The sequence below is a fragment of the Streptomyces smaragdinus genome (genome assembly GCF_009604385.1).
GTDB lineage: Bacteria > Actinomycetota > Actinomycetes > Streptomycetales > Streptomycetaceae > Streptomyces > Streptomyces smaragdinus.
Map to the genome: position 1 here is coordinate 636,704 of NZ_WEGJ01000001.1, position 22,094 is coordinate 658,797.

Sequence of the window (22,094 nt, forward strand, 5' to 3'; positions counted from 1 at the left end):
CTCCTCGGCTGGTTACACTGTGACATGTGAAGCCCAAACGTCACAAGACTTCGGTGGACGACGCGGTGCTCGACGCGGTCCGCGACTGTGTGCTCGCCGTCGGCGTGCGCCGTACGACCCTCACCGACGTGGCCCGCCGCGCCGGGGTGTCCCGGATGAGCGTGTACCGGCGGTGGCCCGACGTGCGGGCGCTGGTCGGCGATCTGATGACCCGTGAGTGGCTCGCCGCGGCGGCCGGGGCCCGGCCGGCCGACGACGATCCGCGGCCGGCCCGGGAGCGGCTGGTGGAGGGGCTGACGGACGGCGCGCGGGCGCTGCGCGCCCATCCGCTCTTCCGCAAGATCATCGACGTCGACCCCGAGCTGCTGCTGCCGTACATGCTGGACCGCCGGGGCGCCTCCCAGGACGCGCTGCTGGAGCAGCTGGCGGACACGCTGCGCGTCGGCCACGCGGACGGTTCGGTACGGACCGACGACCCGGTGCGGCAGTCGCGCGTGGTGCTGCTGATCGTCCAGTCGTTCACCCTCTCGCTGCGCACGATGACCGACGACTCCGACCCCCTCCTGGCCACCGAGGCGTTCGAGGACGAGCTGCGGTTGGTGCTGGAAAGGACGCTCCTGCCATGAACTCCTCGCTGACAGCCGAACGCCGCGCCCGGGAGCTCGCCGAACTGGCCTCCGGTACGGCCGTCGACGTCCTCGTCGTCGGGCTGGGCGCGACCGGCGCCGGGGTGGCGCTGGACGCCGCCTCCCGGGGGCTGACCGTCGCCGCGGTCGACGCGCACGACCTGGCCTTCGGCACCTCCCGGTGGAGCTCGAAGCTGATCCACGGCGGGCTGCGCTATCTGGCCTCCGGCCAGTTCGCCATCGCGCACGAGAGCGCCGTGGAGCGGGGCGTGCTGATGGAGCACACCGCCCCGCATCTGGTGCAGGCCCAGCCGTTCGTGCTGCCGCTGACGCCGCTGACCTCCCGCAAGGACGCGGCGCTCGGGTGGGCGGGGCTGCGCGCGGGCGACGCGCTGCGGGCGGCGGCCCGTACCTCGCGGCGGACGCTCCCCCGGCCCCGCAGGCTGTCGGCCGTCGAGACGCTGCAGCTGATGCCCGGTCTGCGCCGCGAGGGGCTGCGCGCGGGACTGCTGTCGTGGGACGGCAAGGTGTCCGACGACGTCCGGCTGGTGACCGCGCTGGCGCGCACCGCCGCCGGGCTCGGGGCGCGGGTGCTGACGCGGGTGCGGGCGCTCGAGCTCGGCGACGGGGGTGCGGCGGTACGGGACGAGCTGACGGGCGACCGGTTCGCGATACGCGCGCGTGCCGTCGTCAACGCGACGGGGGTGTGGGCGGACGGGCTCGTCGACGGCATCCGGCTGCGCCCCTCGCGGGGCACGCATCTGGTGCTGCGGTCGGCGGACCTCGGGGGGCCGTCCGCCGGGGTGCACATCCCCGTGCCGGGGCACTACGGACGGTTCGCCCTGGTGCTGCCGCAGGGGGACGGGCGGGTGTACGTGGGGCTCACGGACGAGCCGGTGACCGGGCCCGTACCGGACGAGCCGCAGGCGCCGGAGGCGGACATCGGGTTCCTGCTGGACCTGCTGGACTCGGCGCTGGAGAAGCCGGTGCGGCGGGAGACCGTCGCGGGGGCGTTCGCCGGGCTGCGCCCGCTGCTGGAGGCCGAGGGGGCCAGCGCCGACATCTCCCGCCGCCACGCCGTCCGCACGTCGCCGGACGGGGTCGTGACCGTGGTCGGGGGCAAGCTGACGACGTACCGGCGGATGGCCCAGGACGCGGTGGACGCGGCGGTGGCGGCGCGCGGGCTGACGGCCGGCGCGTGCCGTACGACGCGGCTCCCGCTCGTGGGGGCGGCGGCGCCGGAGCGGCTGGCGGCCCTGGACGCGCCGTGGCGGCTGGTGCGGCGCTACGGGACGGAGGCGCCGGCCGTGCACGCCCTCGGCGCGGCGCCGGTGGTCCCGGGGCACGCGACGACGGTGGGCGAACTGCTGTGGGCGGTGCGGCACGAGGGCGCGCTGGACGAGGCGGACCTGCTGGACCGCCGCACCCGGATCGGCCTGGTGCCGGACGACCGCGAGGCGGCCCTGCCGGCGGCCCGGGAGGCCCTCGCCGCGGCCCTCTGAGCACTTAATCGGTTGCCCCCCGGCTCCGCCTCTGGTGGAGTCGGGGGGTCATCAGTCAGCGATACCAGGAGCGTGACATGCGAGCTGCGTCGGAGTCCCTCACGGAAGGAATCACCTCCTCTGCAAAGGACCTGACGCTTGGAACGCACGCTCAACCTGGGAATTCTCGCGCACATTGACGCCGGCAAGACCAGCCTGACGGAACGGCTGCTGCACGACGCCGGAGTGATCGACGAGATCGGCAGCGTCGACGACGGCAGCACCCGGACGGATTCACTGGCGCTGGAACGGCAGCGCGGCATCACCATCAAATCGGCGGTCGTGTCGTTCGTCGTGGACGGCGTCACCGTCAATCTGATCGACACCCCCGGCCACCCGGACTTCATCGCCGAGGTCGAACGCGTCCTCGGCGTCCTCGACGGCGTGGTGCTCGTGGTGTCCGCCGTCGAGGGCGTCCAGGCGCAGACCCGGGTGCTGATGCGCACCCTGCAGCGGCTGCGCATCCCCACGCTCGTCTTCGTCAACAAACTCGACCGCCGCGGCGCCCGCGGCGACGAGCTGCTGGCCGAACTCGCCCGCCGGCTCACGCCCTCCGTCGTCGCGATGGGCACCCCGCACGGCCTCGGCACGGCGGACGCCGGTTTCACCCCGTACGAGCCGGACGGCGCCGACCGGCCGGAGCTGGCCGAGCTGCTCGCCGGACAGGACGACGCGCTGCTGGCGGCGTACGTCGACGAACCGGCGTCCCTCACCCCGCGACGGCTGCGCACCGCCCTGGCCGGACAGACGGCCCGCGCACAGGTCCACCCGGTGTACTTCGGCTCCGCCATCACCGGAGCCGGGGTGGCCGAACTGACCGGCGGCATCAGGGAGCTGCTCCCCACCGCGCCCACGGACGGCGAAGGGCCGGTCGCCGGGACGGTGTTCAAGGTGGAACGCGGACCGGCCGGGGAGAAGATCGCCTGGGTCCGGATGTTCTCCGGGACCGTACGGGTACGGGACCGGGTGACGTTCCGCGGCACTCTCGAGGCCAAGGTGACGTCCGTCGGCGTCTTCGAAGAGGGCTCCGTCCGCTCCCGGGACGCGGTACCGGCCGGGCGCATCGGCAAGCTGTGGGGCCTGGACGACGTCCGGATCGGCGACGCGATCGGCGATCCCCCGGAGCGGACGGAGGAGCACTTCTTCGCGCCGCCGACCCTGGAGACCGTCGTCGTACCGGACGTACCGTCCCGCAAGGGGGCGCTGCACGGCGCGCTGGCGGTGCTGGCGGAGCAGGATCCGCTGATCAACCTGCGGCAGGACGATCTGCGGGGCGAGCTGTACGTGTCGCTCTACGGCGAGGTGCAGAAGGAGGTCATCCAGGCCACCCTCGCGGACGAGTTCGGGCTGACGGCGGGCTTTCGCGAAACGACGACCCTCCACATCGAACGGCCTGTCGGCAGCGGACACGCGGAGGAACGCATCAAGGAGGACGGCAATCCGTTCCTCGCGGGCCTCGGACTGCGCGTCGAGCCGTCACCGCCCGGCTCGGGGGTGTCGTTCGGGCTGGACGTCGAACTCGGGTCGATGCCGTACGCGTTCTTCGCCGCCGTGGAGGAGACCGTCCGCGAGACCCTGCGCCAGGGGCCGCACGGCTGGGACGTACCGGACGCGGCGGTAACCGTCACGCACACGAAGTACTACCCGCGGCAGAGTCACGCGCACGCCACGTTCGACAAGAGCATGTCGACGACGGCGGGTGACTTCCGCGGGCTGACACCCCTGGTGCTGATGGACGCGCTGCGGCGGGCGGGCACCCAGGTGCTCGAACCGATGCACCGCTTCCGGCTGGAGATCCCCGCCGACACGTTCGGCACCCTCCTGCCGGTGCTGACGCGGCTGCGGGCGGTGCCGCAGGCGCCGTCGCTGCGCGGGGCGGTGTACGTCCTGGAGGGCGTCGTCCCGGCCGCCCGGGTCCACACGCTGGAGCAGCGGCTGCCGGGGCTGACGCGCGGCGAGGGGATCCTGGAGGCCGGCTTCTCCCATTACGCGCCGGTCAGCGGCCCCCCGCCGGCCCGGGCGCGGACGGATCACGATCCGCTGCACCGGAAGGAGTATCTGCTGCGCGTCCTGCGACGGGTGTGACCGGCCGCCGCCCCGCCAGGCGGTGGCCGAGCCACCAGAGGGCGGCACCGGCGGCGTACCAGAGGACGTCGGGGGCGTTGAACGTCGTGCCGAGCACCAGCCGGGCGAGCACGCTGCGTTCGGCCAGTGTCGCGGGGAGGTCCGTCAGCTGCAGCAGCTCCACGGCGCAGCTGACGCCGAGGCCGGTCAGTGCCGCGGCGGCCGGCCTCGCCCGCGGGGCGGCGACGAGCGCGAGGGCGCAGACGAGCACGGTGTACAGCGCGTCCCCGGCGTACTTACCGCTCGACCCGGTGAGTACGGCGCGGCTGCCGAGCCCGGCGGCGACCACGAGCAGGGCGACCGCGACGGCGGCCGGGCGCCCGGTCACGCGGTCACCGGGTAGGCGGCCTGGAACGCCAGCCGGGCGTCGGCGTCCGCGGCGATGCCCGTCAGGGCGTCGTCCAGGGCGAGGAACTCCGCCCAGGCCTCGCGGCCGCGGGCGGCGGCCAGCCTGTGCACCACCAGGTCCTCCAGTTCGGGTACGCGTCTGTTCTTCCAGATCTTGTCCGCGAGGCTGACGAGGAGGTCCTCGGTCGTGGTGCCGGACGCGGTCCAGGACGCGTGCGTCCCCGCGTAACGCGCCAGCCGGGCCTCGACGCCCCGCGCGAGCAGCAGTTCCCGGCCGGCCTCCTCGTGCGCCGAGCCGGGACCGGAGAGTTCCGCCGGGTGCAGGGCCTTGCCGATGTCGTGGGTGGCCGCGCCGAAGAGGACGGCCTCGCGGTCCACGTCGAGCGCCGGGTACTCGCGCGCCAGCCAGTCGGTGAGCGTCGCCGCCACGTCGTGCACCAGCCGCAGATGCGCGGCCAGTCGCGGGGATGCGGGGAGCTCCAGCAGCAGTTCGGGCACCCCCGGCGGGAGCGGGCGCAGCGGCGGTTCGCCCGGGTCGTGGAGGGCGCTCAGCAGCGCGGCGGGGGTCGGCACGGGCGACACGCTAGCCGACGGCCGGAAGGCGGGGCCTACTCACCGTCGTCTGAGTACGCGCACTCATGCGGCACGCCTGTGACCCCCGACACACTCGTCGTATGACCACACCGCAGCCGCCCGCCGAGGAGCTACGGCACATCGACGCCGAGCTCGCGATGCTCGACGCCCGCCGGGCGCAGCTGGTCGCCCGGCGCGCCTGGCTCCTCGACGTGCTCCGCACCACCGCGGGCCCCGCCGGCCCGCCCCCGTTCCGGCCGTCGTGGCAGCCCCGGCCTGCCACGGCGGCCCCCGAAGTGTCGCCGCCCAGCGCCCAGAACGTGCTCCTCACCCTGGGCGGGGTGCTGCTGGCGATCGCCGCGCTGGCGTTCACCCTGGTGAGCTGGGGCTCGATGGGGACCGGCGGCCGGGCCCTGGTGCTCGGCACCGTCACCGCCGTCACGGGCGGCATACCGGTGCTGCTGACGCGGCGCGGTCTGACCTCAAGCGCGGAGGCCGTGGGGGCACTGGCGCTGGTGCTGACCCTCGTGGACGCGCTGGCCGTACGGCTGGTGGCCGATCCGGCCGACGAGACGGGCTTCTGGGCGGTCGCCTTCGCCGTGCTCACCGCCGGGTGGCTCGGGTACGGACTGCTGCTGCGGGGGCTGCGACTGCCGCTGCCCGCGGGCGTCGTGGCCGGACAGGCGGTGCTGCCGCTGCTGGCCGCGACCGCCGGGGGTGACGAGAGCGTGCTGTGGGCGCTGGTCGCCACGGCGGCCGCCGATCTGGCGGCGGTGCTGTGGATCACCCGCCCGTCCGTACGGCGGACGGCCGTCGTCGCCGCCTGGACGGTGGGCGGTTGCGGGCTGCTCGGTGGGCTCGCGCTGTCGCTGTCCGCCCAGGGTGCGGCCCTCGCGCTGCGCTCCGGGGCGCTGCTCGTCGCCGGCGGCGGTGTCGCGCTGTACGCGGCGTGGCGGGCGCGGTGGACGGCGCCGTCCGTGGTCGGCGCGCTGGCGGTGATCGGCGCGGTGGGCGGGGTGATCCGGGTCGCCGTGCCGGACGACTGGGCGGTGCCGGGGTATCTGCTGCCCGCGCTGCTCGTCGCGGCGGTCGCCCTCTCCGTACCGGAACAGTTGCGCCGGGGGCTGGCCGCCGGCGCGGCGGTCGTGCAGGCGATCGCGCTGTGGTGGGCGGTTCCGGTGCTGGCGGCCGCGGTGCTGGGGCCTGTGCGGTGGACGTCCGAGGTGTGGTCGGGCGCCCCGGACGACATACGGGGCTCCTCCTCCTTCGGTGAACTCCCCTGGGGCGAGGGGCTGCAGGTGCCCGTCACGCTCGCCGTCTCGGCCGCCGCCGGGGTGTTCGTCGCGCGGGCCGCCGCGGGGCGCGCCCGGGACGTGGCCGCCTGTGCGGCGCTCGCGCTGGCCGGCGGCGCGGCGCTGACGCTGCCCGCGACGACGGCGCTCGCCTATCCCGCGGCGCTGGTGCTGCTCCTGTGCGTCACGGGGGCCGCGCTCACCACCGCGGTGGTGCTGGAACGCCGGGGCGGGGCCGACGCCGGCCGGACCCGTCCCGGGCTTGTGACGACCGCCCTGTGCCTGGGGCTCGTCGCCGCGGCGGACGCCACGCTGGCGGCGCTGGCCACGGAAACGGCGACCCTCGCCGTGTGCGCCGCCGTCCTCGCGGCGACGGCCGGCGCGACGGCGGCGCTCCGGCACCCCGCGTACCGGGCTGTCGTCGCCGCCGCTGCCACCGCCTGGGCCACCGGGCTGGCGGTGGCCGCGCCCGCGGCGGCCGGGCTGCCCGCGCATCAGGTCGCGCCCGTCGTGCTGCTGGTGCCGGCGCTCGCCTCGCTGCTCGCGGAGCGGCTGAAGGAGCCCGCCGTCGGCCCCGCGATCGAGGCGACGGGCGCCGCCGCCGGGCTGCTCGCCCTGGCCCTCGCCGCCGGTGACGCCGCGTGGCTGGCCGGGGCGCTGGCCCTCGCGGGCGTCGTGGCCGCCGGCACGGCCCTGCGCGCCGAACGCCGCTGGGCCGGCTATGCGTCGGGGGTGCTGTTCGTCTGCTCGCTGTGGGCGCGGCTGGCCGCCTCCGGGGTGGACACCCCCGAGGCGTACACGCTGCCCGCCTCCCTGGTCGCCCTCGCGGCGGGATGGCTGCGCCGGCGCCGGGACGCGGAGTTCAGCTCCTGGGCGGCGTACGGGCCGGGGCTGGCGGCCACCCTGCTGCCGAGCCTGGCCGCGGCGTGGGGCGACCCGCACTGGCAGCGCCCGCTGCTCCTCGGGCTCGCCGCGCTGGCCGTCACCCTGCTCGGCGCCCGCCACCGGCTCCAGGCGCCGCTGCTGCTCGGCGCGGGCGTCCTCGCCCTGGACACGCTGCACGAACTCGCCCCGTACGTCATGCAGGTGGTCGGCGCCCTCCCCCGCTGGCTGCCGCCGGCGCTCGTGGGGGTGCTGCTGCTCGCGGTCGGGGCCACGTACGAGCAGCGGCTGCGTGAGGCGCGGCGGGTGCGGGCTTCCCTGGGGCGGATGCGGTAAGTGCCCGGGCGGGTGCGGGTCTTGACGCGCCCCGGCTCCGGGGGGTGAGCTGGGGGCCGCTCAGAGCGGTCCCGGAAGGCGGTGAGGGGCGTGGCTGCTCCGCTGGTGGTGGGTGTCGACGGTTCGGACGCGGCGCGGCGCGCGCTGGAGTGGGCGGTCGACGAGGCGGTACGGCACGGGGCGGCGCTGCGGATCGTGTACGCGTCCCTGTGGGAGTACTACGACGGCTCGCTGCCCGCCGGTTCACCGCCCGTGCCGGCGGGGCGCGGTCAGGCCGAGCACATCGTGGCGTCGGCGGCCGAGCTGGCGCAGGCCCGCGGCCCCCGGCTGAAGCTGACGGCCGACATCCTCGCGGAGGACACCGTGCCGGGGCTGCTGCGCGCCGGACGGGACTCGTTCGCCGTGGTCGTCGGCGACCGCGGCCGGGGGCGGCTCCCGCTCCCCCTCGGCTCGACGGCGCTGGCGGTCGCGTCCCGCGCACAGGGGCCGGTGATCGTCGTACGGGGCGGCGGGCGGAACACGGCCGGCGGCTTCGACCGGGTGGTGCTGGGCGTCGGTGAGACCGGTGAGCGCGGTGCGGCGGTGGGGTTCGCGTTCCGCGAGGCGTCGGTACGGGGCGGACGGCTGGACGCGATCCGGGCCTGGCGTTCGCCGGAGCGCGGCGTCGCCACCCACGCGCACACCCTGGCCGGGGCCGCCGACCCGCGGATGCGGGACGCGGAGTGGGCGTTGCAGCACGCGGTGAAGGACAGCGTGCAGCGCTTCCCCGACGTCGACGTCCGGCGCGTCACGGCGGAGGGACCGGCCCGTAACGCGCTGCTGCTCGCGAGCGACGAGGCGGACCTGGTGGTGGTCGGCGCGCGGCGCCGCACCGGCCAGTCGGGCATCCATCTGGGGCACGTGAACCACGACGTCCTGCAGCACGCGAGCTGCCCGGTGGCGGTGGTCCCGGAACGCTGAGGCCCCCCACCTGCGGGAATCCCGCCCGAAAGGCGGTTGCCGGCGGCCGCTGCCATGCTGGAGGGGCCCGGATTTCCCACGCTGGGAGGAGCGACGATGCTCACCACAGATCCGCCCGAGGGGGCACCCACCTGGGTGGACCTCGCCAGTGCCGACGTGGAGGGTTCCACCGGCTTCTACCGGGAGCTCTTCGGCTGGGAGTTCCAGCCCGCCGGCTCCGGCGCGGGCGGCTACGGCTTCCTGACGCTCGACGGGAAGATGATCGGCGGGGTGGGCCCGCTGATGTCCCCGGAGCAGCGGACCGGCTGGTCGGTCTACTTCAGGTCGGCAGACGTCGACGCCACCGTGAAGGCCGCGGAGCAGGCGGGCGGCACCGTGGTCCAGCCGCCCGCGGACGTGATGTCCGTCGGCCGCTCGGCGATGCTGCGCGACCCGGCGGGTGCGGAGTTCGCGCTCTGGCAGGTCTTCGACCCGGGCATGGCCGGGATGCAGGTCGTGGACGAACCCGGCGCACTGTGCTGGATCGAGTCCCATACGACGGATCCCGGCGCCGCCGTGGCGTTCTACCGCAAGGTGTTCGGGTGGGAGACCGACGAGATGCCGACGCCCGCGGGCCCGTACACCGTGGTGCGACCGGCCGGCGGGAACGAGTCGTCCGGCTTCGGCGGTCTGCACGGGCTGGCCGAGGAGAACCGGGTCGCGGGCGCGACCTCCGAGTGGCACCCGTACTTCGAGGTCACCGACCCCGACGCGATCGCCGGCAAGGCCGCGGGGAAGGGCGCGACGACGCTGATGCCCCCGACGGACCTGCCGGACGTCGGCCGGATCGCGATGTTCACCGACCCGTACGGCGGCATGTTCGCGGTCATCCGCAGCGCGACACCGGCGGGCGGCTGAGGCACCGGACGGGTGTTTGTGATTCAGGTCACAAACGTCCCGCCGATGTCACATTCCGGCCGCCGCCGTCCATCCCATCTGTGTCACGCACCCCTCGCACCGGATGGAGGCGCCAGACACATGGCCCGCATCTCGCTCAGCCCGCCCCGTACCCCGTTCGTCCGCCTCATGGAGTGGTACTCGAAGCGCACGTACGGCAAGGTGCTCGAGCCGGGCGCGGCTCTCGCCCACAACCGCCGGGTGCTGATGGCCGACGTCGGCTTCGAGCGGAAGGTCGCCAAGTTCGACGCGCTGGACCCGCAGCTGAAGGACCTCGCGGTGATGGCGACGTCCGCCGCGATCGGCTGCAGCTGGTGCATGGACTTCGGGTACTGGGAGAGCCGCGCGCACGGCACGGACCACCGCAAGCTGCAGGACATCCCGATGTGGCGCGACAGCGCCGCCTACACACCGCTGGAGCGGGACGTGCTGGAGTACGCCGAGGCGATGACGGCCACTCCGCCGGAGGTGGACGACGTCCTCGCCGCCACGCTGCTCGACGAACTGGGCGAGGCGGCGTTCGTCGAGCTGACGACCATGGTGGCCGTCGAGAACCTGCGGTCGCGCATCAACGCGGCCCTCGGCCTGACGAGCCAGGGCTTCAAGGACTCCTGCGACATCCCCGGCGTCTCACCGGCCGGCGAGACCGCGGCGCCCCCGAAGGCGGCGTGACGGGAACACCTTCGCCGGCGGGTCCGTCACCCGCCGGCGACCCGGCTCAGGTCTCCCGCTCCGGCTGATACGTCTCCGAATCGAGCCCGAACGTCCACGCCACGCCCTGCCGGGCGGTGCGGGTCGTCGGCGGCACGCGCAGCCAGTACGTACGGCTCGTCCCGTCCGGCTCCGGCGTGGAGTTGATCACCTCGACCATCACCACCGGCTCGTCGTCGTCGAGCTCGATGCGCCACAGCACCCCCGTCGCGTCCCGGTGCACCGGCTGCGCGCCCTCCGCCTCGAGCCAGCGCTCGTAGCCGTAGTGCTCCAGCATCACGCGGCGCAGCTCGGCGTTCTCCTCGGTGCGGATCCGCTCCGGGGTCAGCCCGCCGAGCTCGTCCAGGAACGCGGCCGGCACGGGCATCCCCCGCCAGGCGTACAGCGCGAACCCGTCCGGGAAGCCGATCGCCGGGCCGTCCGACCGGTCCAGCCGCCCCGCCTCGTCCCGGTGCAGCGCCTCGGGCCGTTCGCAGATCACGGCCACCTTCTCGTACGGCCACCACCAGCCGGCCGACCCGGCGACCGCCGCCAGTCCCGCCAGCTCCGGCGCCTCGCCCTCGAACGCGGCGAGCCAGGGCGCGTCGTGCTGCCCGAGGACGGCGTCGAGCAGCACGAGCCGTATCGCGGGCTCCTGCGACGCCTCCGCGGCGAGGTCCTCCACGACCCCGCGCCGGATCCGCTCCGCCAGCATCGCCGTGGTCCCCCACAGCTGCTCCCCGGTCACCGCCCAGCGCTCCGCCCAGCCGGCCGCGCCGAGTTCACCGTGGATCCGCTCGCGCGCCGCGGCCCACGGCAGCGTACGCACCCGGTCCAGGACACTGCGCCCCCGCCCGTCACCCGGCTCCAACACGGCCAGCGCACCCGCCCGGGGCGAGGCCGCCCACTCGATCCGCTCCGGCTCGGCCAGCCCCGCCAGCCGGTACGCCAGCCGCACCCCGGCCTCCGCCGCGTCCCGGTCCGCGGGTCCGGTGGCCGCCGCGACGGCCCGCCAGCGCCCCACCACATCGACGACGGTGCCCATCAGTCGGCCACCACCCGGACCGCGCCCGGCACGTACTCCCGCTGCCTGATCACCCGATACCACCCCTTGGGCAGCGCTATCGCCCCGTGCTCCTCGTGCACCACCCGGCCACCGTCCGGCAGATGCAGCGTCATCGGCGCGAACGGCCCGGGCTCACGCACCAGCCGACCCGGCCCGACCACCGCGTGCGCGTGTCCCGTGACCTCCCCGAGCGCCAGCACCATCCGCCCCCGCCCGTCGCGCGGCTCGCCCGGCGCGCCCGCCACCTGCGGCGGAACCTCCTCCTCCGCGACGGGCACGATCAGCACATCCCCTTGCCGGTACACGGCGTCTCCCCTCCTCGTCGGCCCGGCCGCACCTGGCCCGACCGGTAGAAATCACGCTACGCGGGGGGTCTGACAACGGGGCTGTCGTACCGGCTTGGTACAACTCTCCGCATGTCTGGAGTCGAGCACCTCACCGAACTGCACGGTCTGCCCGTCCACGAATTCGGCCCCGAGGACCGCAAGGAACCGCTGCCCGCGGCCGGCGACGTCGCCTGGCGGCTGTCCGTCGACGCGTACGAGGAGGAAGAGGAGTTCCTCGAGCGCTACGACCGCTTCGTCGCCGCCATCGACCCCGCCGGGGTGCGCGGCCTGGTGATCGGCCAGTGGGGCGAGTCGTACGAGGGCGACTCGTCGGAGATCGTGGAGCGGCTCGTCGCCGACGCCGGCCGCTTCCCGGCGCTGCGGGCGCTGTTCGTCGGCGATCTGGAGCAGGAGGAGGCCGAGATCTCCTGGATCGAGCAGTCGGATCTGACGCCGCTGCTCAAGGCCTACCCGGCGCTCGAGGAGTTCGGCGTGCGGGGCGGCACGGGGCTGGTCCTCGAGCAGTTCCGTCACGAGATGCTGCGGACGCTCACGTTCGAGGCGGGCGGTCTGCCCGCCGCCGTGGTGCGGGCGCTGGGCGCCAGTGAGCTGCCGGCGCTGAAGTATCTGGAGCTGTGGCTCGGCGTGTCCGAGTACGGCGGCGACGCGACGGCCGCCGATCTGGCGCCGCTGCTGGCCGGCGGCCGCTTCCCGGCCCTGCGCCATCTGGGCCTGCGGAACTCGGAGATCCAGGACGAGGTGGCGTCGGCGGTCGCCGCCGCCCCCGTCGTCGCGCAGCTCAACTCCCTCGACCTGTCGCTCGGCGTCCTCACCGACACCGGCGCCGAGGCCCTGCTCGGCGGCCAGCCGCTGACCCATCTGCAGTGGCTGGACCTGCACCACCACTTCCTGTCCGACGCGATGACGGCCAGGGTCCGCGAGGCCCTCGAGCCGCACGGCGTGGAGGTGGACGTGTCGGAGCAGGAGACCCCCGACAACTGGGACGGCCGCGAGTGGCGGTACACGGCGGTCTCCGAGTGAGTGCCCCCCGGCTCACGGTCGTCGGCAACCCCGAGAACCGCCGCGTGCGCCTGTACGCCGAGGCCACCGCCCGCGCCGGTCTGCCGGCACCGCACGTGGTCCCGTGGCTCGACGTCCTCACCGGCGCCGCCCCGCGCGTCGCGGGCGACGTCGTACGAATCGACTCCCCCGGCGAGAACGCCGCCGTGGACCGGATCCTGCGCGGCGCCGCCGCCCCGGAGCGGGTCGAGGGCACCGCACGCTGGTACCGGCGGTTCCTGGCCGCCGTACGCTCCGTGGCCGACGCCATGGATCCGGGCGCCCGGCTGCTCACCGACCCGGACGACCTCGCCGTCGTGTTCGACAAGCGGCGCTGCCACGCCGTGCTGCACGCCGCGGGCGTCCCGGTCCCGGAGTCGCCGACGTCGGGCGGTGCGGACCCGGTCCGGAGCTGGGACGACGTGCGGCGCACGGGGCTGCGGCGGTTCTTCGTCAAGCCGGCGCACGGGTCGTCCGCGTCCGGTGTGCTGGCCGTGGAGGCGGCGGGGCCGGGCCGGGTGCGGGCGACGACGTCGGTGGAGCTGGCGCCGGACGGGGCGCTGTTCAACTCCCTGCGGGTGCGGCGCTACACGGACGAGACGCAGATCGGCGCCATCGTGGACACGCTGGCGCCGGACGGCCTGCACGTCGAGCGCTGGTTCCCCAAGGCGTCCCGTCACGGGCGGGCGGCGGATCTGCGGGTCGTCGTGGTGGCGGGACGGGCCACGCACGCGGTGCTGCGCACCAGCGGCTCCCCCATGACGAACCTCCATCTGGGCGGCACCCGCGGCGATCTGGACGCGGTGCGGGCGGCGATCGGTCCGGAGCGCTGGGCCCAGGCGCTGTCCGTCTGCGAACGGGCCGCCGCCTGTTTCCCGCGCACCCTGTGCGTGGGCGTCGATCTGCTGCCGGGCATCGGCTGGCGGCGGTTCGCCGTGGGCGAGGTCAACGCGTTCGGTGATCTGCTCCCCGGCCTCACCGGCCTCGCGGGCGGCGGCGCGGAGGGGCTGGACACGTACGACGCGCAGGTGGCCGCCGTCCTGCGCGGCGCGTACGGGGAGACCCGCCGTGTCTGACGTCGACATGACGCGGGTCGTGGGCACCCACGACCTCCTCCTCGTCACCCTGGACACGCTGCGGTACGACGTGGCGCGCGAGCTCGCGGCGGCCGGCCGGATCCCCGTTCTGGCGCGTCATCTGCCGGGCGGTGTCTGGGAGGAGCGGCACGCCCCGGGCAGCTTCACGTACGCCTCGCACCAGGCGATGTTCGCCGGCTTCCTGCCCACCCCGGCGGCCCCGGGACCGCATCCGCGGCTGTTCGCGGCGCGTTTCGCGGGCAGCGAGACCACCGCCGAGGGCACGTTCGTCTACGACACGCCGGATCTGGTGTCCGGTCTGGCGGCCGAGGGCTACCGGACGGTGTGCATCGGCGGGGTGGGGTTCTTCAACAAGGGGGGCGCGCTGGGCGGCGTGCTGCCGGGCCTGTTCCAGGAGAGCCACTGGGAGCCGGAGTTCGGGGTCGCCTCGCCGACGTCCTTCGAGGCGCAGGTCGACCGCGCCGAGCGGATCGTCGCCGGGCTGCCGGCGGACCGCCGGCTGTTCCTGTTCGTCAACGTGTCGGCGCTGCACCAGCCGAACTGGTTCCATCTCCCGGGCGCCACCCGGGACGACGGCGACTCCCGGGCCACCCACGCGGCGGCCCTGGAGTACGTCGACCGGCACATCGGCCGGCTGTTCGCCGCCGCGAGCAGCCGCCGCCGCTGCTTCGCGATCGTCTGCTCCGACCACGGCACGGCCTACGGCGACGACGGCTGGACGGGTCACCGGCTGGCACACGAGTCGGTGTGGACGGTGCCGTACGCACAGTTCTTCCTCGAGCCCGAAGAGCACGGAGAGCACAGAGAGCACGGACAGCACGGACAGCACGGACAGCACGGAGGCGCCGGATGAACACCCCGTACGAGTCGTACGTCTACGCCTACCCGCACAAGACGGCGTACCGCCCGCTGACCGACCCCAGACCGCGGCTGGCGGACCTGTGGGCGGGCGAGCGGCAGGACGCCCTCTCGCTCTATCTGCACATCCCGTTCTGCGAGGTCCGCTGCGGGTTCTGCAATCTGTTCACCCGTATCGGCGCCCCCGGCGAGATGACGACCGCCTATCTCGACGCGCTGGACCGCCAGGCGACGGCCGCCCACGACGCGCTGGACGACGGCGCGCGGTTCGCCAACGCGGCGTTCGGCGGCGGCACGCCCACCTTCCTCACCGCCGCCGAGCTGGAGCGGCTGTGCGACATCGCCGAGCGGCGGATGGGCGCCGATCTCCGCGCCGTCCCGCTGTCCGTCGAGGCGTCTCCGGCGACCGCTACGGCCGACCGTCTGGCGGTGCTGGCGGAGCGCGGTACGACGAGGCTCAGCCTCGGCGTGCAGAGCTTCGTCGAGTCGGAGGCCCGGGCCGCCGTCCGCCCGCAGCGGCGCAGGGACGTCGACAGTGCGCTGGAGCGGATACGGGCGGCGGGGATCCCCGTGCTCAACATCGACCTGATCTACGGGATCGACGGCCAGACGGAGACGAGCTGGCGCACGTCGCTGGACGCCGCCCTGGCGTGGCGGCCCGAGGAGCTGTACCTGTATCCGCTGTACGTCCGCCCGCTCACGCCGCTGGGCCGCCGTCCGGCGGACGACCGCGAGGCGTGGGACGAGCAGCGGCTGCGGCTGTACCGGGCCGGACGCGACCATCTGCTGGCCGCCGGGTACGAGCAGGTCTCGATGCGGATGTTCCGCCGCCCCGGCGCCCCGCGGACGGGGGACGACGATTACGCGTGCCAGACGGACGGCATGATCGGACTGGGCTGCGGCGCCCGCTCGTACACCTCCCGGCTGCACTACTCCTTCGACTACGCGGTGGAGATGCGGGAGATACGGGGGATCATCGACGGCTATCTGGCGACGGAGGACTTCTCGAGGGCCGAGGTCGGCTACCGCATGGATGACGACGAGTCGCGCCGCCGCCATCTCATCCAGTCGCTGCTCCAGGCCGAGGGCCTGGATCCGCAGACGTACCGCAAGCGGTTCGGCACGGACCCGGCGGACGACTTCCCCGCCGAGCTGGCGGAGTTCGCGGACCGCGGCTGGCTGGACACCTCGGGACTCACGCTCACCCCCGAAGGGCTGGCACACTCCGACGCCCTGGGCCCCGCCCTGTTCTCCCCCGCCGTCCGGGCGCGGATGGCCGCGTACGAGGTCAAATGAACCTGACCCTCCTCTACCGCGGACCGCTCGCGTCCTGCGACTACGACTGCCCGTACTGCCCCTTCGCCAAGCGCCGCGACAGCCGCGAGCAGCTACGGGCGGACCGCGGCGCGCTGGAGCGCTTCACCGGCTGGGTGGCGGACAGCCACGACGACCGGCTCTCCGTGCTGTTCACCCCGTGGGGCGAGGGCCTGACCCGGTCGTGGTACCGCCGCGCGCTGGTGGGGCTGTCGCGGCTGCCGCAGGTGGGTCGGGTCGCGATCCAGACCAACCTCAGCTGCCGCACCGACTGGCTCGCCGACGCCGACCTCACCTCCCTCGCCCTGTGGTGCACGTTCCACCCGGGCCAGACGCCGTACGACCGGTTCCTGGCCAAGACCCGCGAGCTGGCGGACGCCGGCGTCCGCTTCAGCGTGGGGATCGTCGGTCTGCCCGAGCATCTGGACGCCGCCCGCCGGCTGCGCGCCGACCTGCCGCCGCACGTGTACCTGTGGGTGAACGCAGCCGAGGGCCGTACCTACACGGACGCACAGGCGGCGCCCTGGGAGCGCCTGGACCCGCTGTTCCCGTACAGCCGCCGGCCCCACGCCAGCGGCGGGCTGCCGTGCCGCACCGGCGAGTCGGTGATCTCGGTGGACGGCGACGGCACGGTGCGCCGCTGCCATTTCGTACGGCAGGAGCTGGGGAACCTCTACGACGGCACGTACCGCACCGCGCTGCGGCCGCGGCCGTGTCCGCTGGCGACCTGTGACTGCCACATCGGATACGTCCATCTGGAGTCGCTGCCGCTGTACGACGTCTTCGCCGGAGGGGTGCTCGAACGGATCCCGGCGGCGCCGGTCGTTGACACCCCGTCTGCCTGAACCGACACTGAACCGCCATTCAGTAACCACCACCCGCTGGAGGCCCCGTGACGACCATCCCGGCTCCCCGTACGGGCGGCGAGGCGCTGGTCCGCGCCCTCGCCGCGCACGGCGTCGACCTCGTCTTCGGCATCCCCGGCACCCACAACCTCGAGCTGTACCGCCACTTCCCCGCCCACGGCATCCGCCATGTCGCGCCCCGCCACGAACAGGGCGCCGGCTACGCGGCCGACGGCTACGCCCGTACGACCGGCCGCCCCGGGATCGCCGTCACCACGACCGGCCCCGCCCTGCTCAACATCACGGCCGCCGTCGGCCAGGCGTACTCCGACAGCGTGCCCCTCCTCGTCGTCTCCCCGGGAATGCCGCTGCGGCATCCCGTCCTCCCGACCGGCCTCCTCCACGAGACCCGCAGCCAGACGGCCGCCCTCTCCGCGGTGGCCGCCGTCAGCCACCGCGTGTCGTCCGTGGCCGAGGTCGGGGAGGCCGTGGCACGGGCGTTCACCCTCTTCCGCCACGAGCGCCCCCGCCCGGTGCACCTCGAGATCCCCCTGGACCTGATGGAGTCCCCCGAGCCCACCGGCCCCCCACCCCTGGCTCCCCCCGCGGCACCGCGCCAGGCCGCCCCCACCGCCCTCCGCAAGGCCGCCGCCGCACTCTCCGCCGCCCGAACCCCAGCCCTCGTCCTCGGCGGCGGCGCCCGACGAGCCGCCGCCGAATGCCTGACCCTCGCCGAAAAACTCGGCGCCCCCGTCCTCACGACCGCGAACGGCAAGGGCATCGTCCCGGAGGACCACCCCCTCTCCGCCGGCGTCAGCCTCCACAGCCCCTCCGTACGCCGCCGCCTCTGCGCGAGGGACACCGTCCTGGCGATCGGCACGGAGCTCGCCGAATCCGACCTCTGGACGACGGAACTCCCCCTCACCGGCACCCTGATCCGCATCGACCTCGACCCCGCCCAGACCTACGCCACAATCCCCGCCGCCCACCCCCTCGTCGGCGACGCCCGCACCGTCCTGCGCGCCCTCCTCCCCCTGCTCGACGGCCCCCCGTCCCCCGACGGCCCGCGGGACGTACGCGACCTGCTCGAGGAACGCAACGCCGAAACCGCCGCCCGCGACGCCCGCTGGCTCCCGTACCTGCGCACCCTCCGCTCCATCCTCGCCCCCGACGCCGTCATCACCTCCGACCAGGCCCAGTGCTGCTACTACGGCGCCCTCCCCCACCTCCCCCTCGGCCCCGCGGGCCGCCTGCTGCACCCCACCGGCTTCGCCACCCTCGGCTACGCGCTGCCCGCCGCCGTGGGCGCCAAGTGCGCCGATCCCGGCCGGCAGGTGATCGCCCTGTGCGGCGACGGCGGACTGCAGTTCACCGTGCAGGAGCTGGCGACCGCCGCCGCCCTCGGCCACCCGCTGCCCGTCGTGGTGTTCGACAACGGCGGCTACGCCGAGATCCGCGACGGCATGCGCGCCCGCGGCGACACCCCGTACGCCGTCGACCTGCCGCCCGTCGACCTGCCCGCCCTGGCCCGCGCCTACGGCGGCCACGGCGTCCGGGCGGACACCCCCGCCGCACTGGGCGACGCCCTGCGCACCGCGCTGACCGTCCCCGGCCCCACCCTGATCCACGTCCCCGAGGAGGGCGCCCCATGACCGCCCCCATGCTCTGCGTCACCTGGACGGACGAGGTCACCGGCCGCCGCGGCCATCTGGTCGTCGACCGGCTGGTGCGCGGCGTGTCCAGCGGCGGGCTGCGGATGCGCGCGGGCTGCACGCTGGACGAGGTCGCGGGCCTCGCCCGGGGGATGACGATGAAGGAGGCCCTGCACTACGACCCTTCGGCGCGCTACGTGCCGCTCGGCGGCGCCAAGGGGGGCATCGACTGCGCGCCGTCGGACCCGGACGCGTACGGCGTGCTGGTGCGCTATCTGCGCGCGATGCGGCCGTACATCGAGCACTTCTGGACGATGGGCGAGGACCTCGGGCTCACCCAGGAGACCGTGGACCGGGCGGTGGCGGAGGCCGGGATGGTGTCGTCCATCCAGGCCGTGTACCCGCTGCTGGACGACGAGCCCGCGGCCCGGCGGCGGCTCGCGGACGCCTTCGCCGTACGGGTCGGCGGGATCGGTCTCGGTGAGCTGGCGGGCGGCTGCGGGGTGGCCGAGGCGGTGCTGGTGGCGCTGGAGCGCGACGGGCGGCCGTACGCGGGCACCCGGGTCGCGCTGCAGGGGCTGGGGACGATGGGCGGGGCCACGGCGCGGTTCCTGGCGCAGGCGGGGCTGACGGTGGTGGCCGTCGCGGACGTGCGGGGGACGATCGCCAACGACGCGGGGCTGGACGTCGAGTCGCTGCTCGCCGCCCGGGACGCGCACGGCGGGGTGGACCGGGCGGCGCTCGGCCCCGGTGACCGGGAGCTGGACGCCGGGGCGTGGCTGGCGGCGGACGCGGAGGTGCTGGTGCCGGCGGCGGTGTCGTACTGCGTCGACGCGTCCAACGCGCACCGGGTGCGGGCGCGGTGGATCGTGGAGGCCGCCAATATGCCGGTACGGCCGGAGGCGGAGGTGCTGCTCGCGGCGCGCGGGGTGACCGTACTGCCGGACGTGGTGGTCAACTCGGCGACCAACGCCTGGTGGTGGTGGACGCTGTTCGGCGACATCGGCGCGGACACCGACGAGGCCTTCGGCCACATCCGCCGCTCGATGCGGGCGCTGGTCGGCGAGGTGCTGCGCCGGGCGGCGGACGCCGGTACGACACCGCGGGCGGCGGCGCACGCGCTGGTCGAGGAGCGGCTGCGGGTGCTGCGGGCACGGTACGGCACCCACCGCTGAACGGAGGGTCCGAACACGCCGCCGGACGGATAGGGTTCGGGGCGTGGCGAGGACCAGACTGGCCGTCGGGGAGCGGCGCGAGGAGCTGCTGCGGGCGGCGGTCGGACAGATCGGGGAACGCGGCATCGCCGCCCTGCGCATCTCCGACGTGGCGGCCGCCCTGGGCGTCAGCAACGCCCTCGTCCTCTACCACTTCGCCACCAAGGAGAAGCTGGTCGCCGCGTCCTTCGCCTACGCCGCGGAGGCGGACCTCGCGCAGCTCCACGCCATCGTCGCCCGCCGCGAGCCGGCCCTGAAGCGGCTGCGCGCCGCGATCCGCTGGTACGCGCCCACCGGCCCGGCGAAGGGCTGGCGGCTGTGGATCGAGGGCTGGGCGGCGTCCCTGCGCGAACCGGCGCTGCGCGAGGTCGCCCGTGACCTGGACGCCCGCTGGAAGTCCGCGCTGGCGGACGTCATCGCCGAGGGCACCGCGGCGGGCGAGTTCCGCTGCGCCGACCCGCGGGCGACGGCGTGGCGGCTGACGGCGTTCCTGGACGGTCTGGCGGTCCAGCTGACGAGCTACCCGGGGGCCCTGCGGCCGGCGACGATGCGGGCGTGGATCGACGAAGCGGTCACCCGCGAACTAGACCTCTAGGGGTGCCAGGTCCGGCCGCTTCGCCGTCAGTCCGTCGCCCGAGGACTCCCCGCGCAGCCGCCGCCCTATCCACGGCACCAGATGCTCGCGTGCCCAGTGGATGTCGTCCCGGCGCACCTCCATCGTGCCGCGGGGCGGCAGCGGCGGCCAGGCCTCGTCCGGGTCGGCGGGCGGGGTGAGGCCGAGGACCTGCGCGGCGCGCAGCGAGACCCGGGTGTGGCCGTCGGGCGAGAGGTGCAGCCGGTCCGCGTCCCAGGCCCGGGGGTCCTGGACGGAGCGCAGCGACCACAGGTCGAGGACGGGGCACTCGTAGCGGTCCGCGATGGCGCGGACGTGTGCGGTGTACGTGGCGATCTTGCCGCGCAGATGCTTGAAGACGGGCACCCCGCGGGTGTCGAAGCCGGTGGTCACCAGCACGGTGCCGATCTCGGACGTGAGCTCGGCCACCGCCGCCTCGAACCGCTCGGCGACGTCGTCGGGGTCGGTGCCGGGGCGGATGATGTCGTTGCCGCCGGCGCAGAAGCTCACCAGGTCGGGGCCGAGTTCGACGGCCCGGGGCACCTGCTCGGCCACGATCTGGTCGAGGAGCCGGCCGCGGACGGCGAGGTTCGCGTAGCGGAAGCCGCCGCCGCGCGCTCCCCCGGCGAGCAGTGCCGCGAACCGGTCCGCCCAGCCGACGAGGGACCCGTCCGGTCCGGGGTCGCCGACGCCCTCGGTGAAGCTGTCACCGATCGCCACGTAGGACGTGATCTCGGAGGAAGGGAAGGAACCCGCGAAAGAAATCGAACCATCTGCCACGTCGGCCCATGATTCCCCCTCGGATGTGACCTACGCGACCGTAGGGAGGGGTTGACGGCGGGTGAGAAACGCCACGCGCCGCCGGCCCCCGGCCCGGGAATACGCGTCAGGTGAGCTCGTAGACGGCGTACACCGTGACCGTGCTCGTCACCTCTCCGGGCGCGACGGGCACCGTCTCCCCCGCGCCGGACGGAGGCAGCCGGAACGCGGGCGGGACGAAGGCGCCGTCCTCGCTCACGGACACCAGGCGGCCCACCTCGCCGCCGGCGAGGACGGCGTACTGCTCGGCCTTGGCCCGCGCGTCCGCGAAGGCCTCGACCCGCGCCCGCGCCTCCAGCGCGTGCCGGTCGGCGACGTCGAAGGAGATGCCGTTGATGTGGCCCGCGTTCCCGGTGGCCTCGCTCACCGCGGTGATGACGTCGCCGATCCGGGCGATGTCGCGGACGGTGACGGTGAAGGACTGCCCGGCCCGGTAGCCGGTCGTCGAGCCGTCAGGGTTGAACGGCGGGTCGACGCGGCCGAGGAACATCCCGTCCGTCCGGACGTCGCCGTCCGCGATCCCCTGCGCCGCGACGGCGTCGAGGAAGGCCCGCGCGGCGGTGTTCTGCGCGGCCATGGCCGCCGCGACGGTCTCGCCGGTGACCTCCACTCCGGCGTTGAGCACCGCCGCGTCCGGGGGGCTGGTGGCGCTTCCCTCACCGGTCACGGCGACGGTGACCGGTTCGGGTGCGCGGGGTGCCGCGACGGCGGTGGTGGCCGTCGGGAGGGCGAGGAGCAGGGCGCCGAGGACAAGGGTGACGATTCGTCTCACAGGGGGCATGGCCGTATCCCAGCATCCGCCGCGCACGGGGCGCGGGCGCCACTCCCGGGGGATCACCGGTTCAGCGGCGGGGCGCCTGTGGACATCGTCACCGGCCTCGAACTGATTGACCGGGGAACGTATGTCGTATCGTCGACAACGC

General features: G+C 74.8%; 21 protein-coding genes. 15 read left to right on the top strand and 6 right to left on the bottom strand.

Annotated features, from left to right (window positions below; genetic code table 11):
* Positions 1-26: 26 nt before the first annotated feature.
* From SRB5_RS03050 to SRB5_RS03060, 3 genes are all read left to right on the top strand, one after another.
* The gene (locus SRB5_RS03050) at positions 27-626 is read left to right on the top strand and encodes a TetR/AcrR family transcriptional regulator (RefSeq protein WP_323376916.1); all 600 of its coding nucleotides are present in this window, start codon (positions 27-29) and stop codon (positions 624-626) included.
* On the top strand, positions 623-2,128 hold the full coding sequence (locus tag SRB5_RS03055) for a glycerol-3-phosphate dehydrogenase/oxidase (RefSeq protein ID WP_153449761.1): 1,506 nt from the start codon (positions 623-625) through the stop codon (positions 2,126-2,128). Before SRB5_RS03050 ends, SRB5_RS03055 begins: the two co-directional genes overlap by 4 nt.
* Positions 2,129-2,266: 138 nt before the next feature.
* Entirely contained in the window at positions 2,267-4,252 is a 1,986-nt protein-coding gene (locus tag SRB5_RS03060; protein ID WP_153449762.1) for a GTP-binding protein, read from the top strand.
* Here SRB5_RS03060 and SRB5_RS03065 read toward each other — a convergent pair.
* Together SRB5_RS03065 and SRB5_RS03070 are read right to left on the bottom strand one after the other, a co-directional pair.
* Entirely contained in the window at positions 4,164-4,619 is a 456-nt protein-coding gene (locus SRB5_RS03065) for a ribosomal maturation YjgA family protein (protein ID WP_323376918.1), read from the bottom strand. The two genes, SRB5_RS03060 and SRB5_RS03065, sit on opposite strands and share 89 nt — an antisense overlap.
* Positions 4,616-5,212, bottom strand: coding sequence for an HD domain-containing protein (locus SRB5_RS03070; RefSeq protein WP_407703862.1), 597 nt, complete (start codon positions 5,210-5,212; stop codon positions 4,616-4,618). Before SRB5_RS03070 ends, SRB5_RS03065 begins: the two co-directional genes overlap by 4 nt.
* A 101-nt stretch (positions 5,213-5,313) precedes the next feature.
* Here SRB5_RS03070 and SRB5_RS03075 point away from each other — a divergent pair, with 101 nt between their 5' ends.
* From SRB5_RS03075 to SRB5_RS03090, 4 genes are all read left to right on the top strand, one after another.
* Positions 5,314-7,722 (top strand): SCO7613 C-terminal domain-containing membrane protein, encoded by a 2,409-nt coding sequence (locus SRB5_RS03075; RefSeq protein ID WP_153449764.1) that lies wholly within the window; start codon positions 5,314-5,316, stop codon positions 7,720-7,722.
* A gap of 90 nt (positions 7,723-7,812) precedes the next feature.
* Positions 7,813-8,682, top strand: a complete 870-nt coding sequence (locus tag SRB5_RS03080; protein WP_323376924.1) for a universal stress protein — start codon at positions 7,813-7,815, stop codon at positions 8,680-8,682.
* Positions 8,683-8,778: 96 nt separating this feature from the next.
* On the top strand, positions 8,779-9,579 hold the full coding sequence (locus tag SRB5_RS03085) for a VOC family protein (RefSeq protein ID WP_153449765.1): 801 nt from the start codon (positions 8,779-8,781) through the stop codon (positions 9,577-9,579).
* 120 nt (positions 9,580-9,699) lie between these two features.
* Positions 9,700-10,290 (top strand): carboxymuconolactone decarboxylase family protein, encoded by a 591-nt coding sequence (locus SRB5_RS03090; protein ID WP_153449766.1) that lies wholly within the window; start codon positions 9,700-9,702, stop codon positions 10,288-10,290.
* 46 nt (positions 10,291-10,336) lie between these two features.
* Here SRB5_RS03090 and SRB5_RS03095 read toward each other — a convergent pair whose 3' ends face one another.
* Positions 10,337-11,353, bottom strand: coding sequence for a DUF6745 domain-containing protein (locus SRB5_RS03095; RefSeq protein ID WP_153449767.1), 1,017 nt, complete (start codon positions 11,351-11,353; stop codon positions 10,337-10,339).
* A complete protein-coding gene (locus tag SRB5_RS03100) occupies positions 11,353-11,679 on the bottom strand; it encodes a hypothetical protein (RefSeq protein ID WP_323376926.1) in 327 nt (108 codons plus the stop codon). The genes SRB5_RS03095 and SRB5_RS03100 overlap by 1 nt, the downstream gene beginning before the upstream one ends.
* A gap of 111 nt (positions 11,680-11,790) precedes the next feature.
* Here SRB5_RS03100 and SRB5_RS03105 point away from each other — a divergent pair, with 111 nt between their 5' ends.
* The 8 genes from SRB5_RS03105 to SRB5_RS03140 are packed head-to-tail and all read left to right on the top strand — an operon-like array spanning position 11,791 to position 20,334.
* Positions 11,791-12,741, top strand: coding sequence for an STM4015 family protein (locus tag SRB5_RS03105; protein ID WP_153449768.1), 951 nt, complete (start codon positions 11,791-11,793; stop codon positions 12,739-12,741).
* The gene (locus SRB5_RS03110) at positions 12,738-13,835 is read left to right on the top strand and encodes an STM4014 family protein (RefSeq protein WP_323376927.1); all 1,098 of its coding nucleotides are present in this window, start codon (positions 12,738-12,740) and stop codon (positions 13,833-13,835) included. Before SRB5_RS03105 ends, SRB5_RS03110 begins: the two co-directional genes overlap by 4 nt.
* 7 nt (positions 13,836-13,842) lie before the next feature.
* Positions 13,843-14,709, top strand: coding sequence for an STM4013/SEN3800 family hydrolase (locus SRB5_RS03115; RefSeq protein WP_194292818.1), 867 nt, complete (start codon positions 13,843-13,845; stop codon positions 14,707-14,709).
* Positions 14,706-16,010: an STM4012 family radical SAM protein gene (locus SRB5_RS03120; RefSeq protein ID WP_153449769.1), complete on the top strand. Its 1,305-nt coding sequence runs from the start codon at positions 14,706-14,708 to the stop codon at positions 16,008-16,010. Before SRB5_RS03115 ends, SRB5_RS03120 begins: the two co-directional genes overlap by 4 nt.
* Positions 16,007-16,873 (top strand): STM4011 family radical SAM protein, encoded by an 867-nt coding sequence (locus SRB5_RS03125; protein WP_153449770.1) that lies wholly within the window; start codon positions 16,007-16,009, stop codon positions 16,871-16,873. The genes SRB5_RS03120 and SRB5_RS03125 overlap by 4 nt, the downstream gene beginning before the upstream one ends.
* 47 nt (positions 16,874-16,920) lie before the next feature.
* A complete protein-coding gene (locus SRB5_RS03130) occupies positions 16,921-18,525 on the top strand; it encodes a 5-guanidino-2-oxopentanoate decarboxylase (RefSeq protein WP_323376929.1) in 1,605 nt (534 codons plus the stop codon).
* The gene (locus SRB5_RS03135; RefSeq protein ID WP_153449771.1) at positions 18,522-19,700 is read left to right on the top strand and encodes a glutamate dehydrogenase; all 1,179 of its coding nucleotides are present in this window, start codon (positions 18,522-18,524) and stop codon (positions 19,698-19,700) included. Before SRB5_RS03130 ends, SRB5_RS03135 begins: the two co-directional genes overlap by 4 nt.
* Positions 19,701-19,743: 43 nt before the next feature.
* The gene (locus SRB5_RS03140; RefSeq protein WP_323376931.1) at positions 19,744-20,334 is read left to right on the top strand and encodes a TetR/AcrR family transcriptional regulator; all 591 of its coding nucleotides are present in this window, start codon (positions 19,744-19,746) and stop codon (positions 20,332-20,334) included.
* Here the strand turns inward: SRB5_RS03140 and SRB5_RS03145 are convergent.
* The gene (locus SRB5_RS03145) at positions 20,323-21,132 is read right to left on the bottom strand and encodes an SGNH/GDSL hydrolase family protein (protein ID WP_407703863.1); all 810 of its coding nucleotides are present in this window, start codon (positions 21,130-21,132) and stop codon (positions 20,323-20,325) included. The genes SRB5_RS03140 and SRB5_RS03145 overlap by 12 nt on opposite strands.
* 106 nt (positions 21,133-21,238) lie before the next feature.
* Positions 21,239-21,943 carry an SIMPL domain-containing protein gene (locus SRB5_RS03150; RefSeq protein ID WP_323376932.1) on the bottom strand — a complete coding sequence of 235 codons (705 nt, stop codon included), beginning with the start codon at positions 21,941-21,943 and terminating at the stop codon, positions 21,239-21,241.
* Between the last annotated feature and the right edge of the window lie 151 nt (positions 21,944-22,094).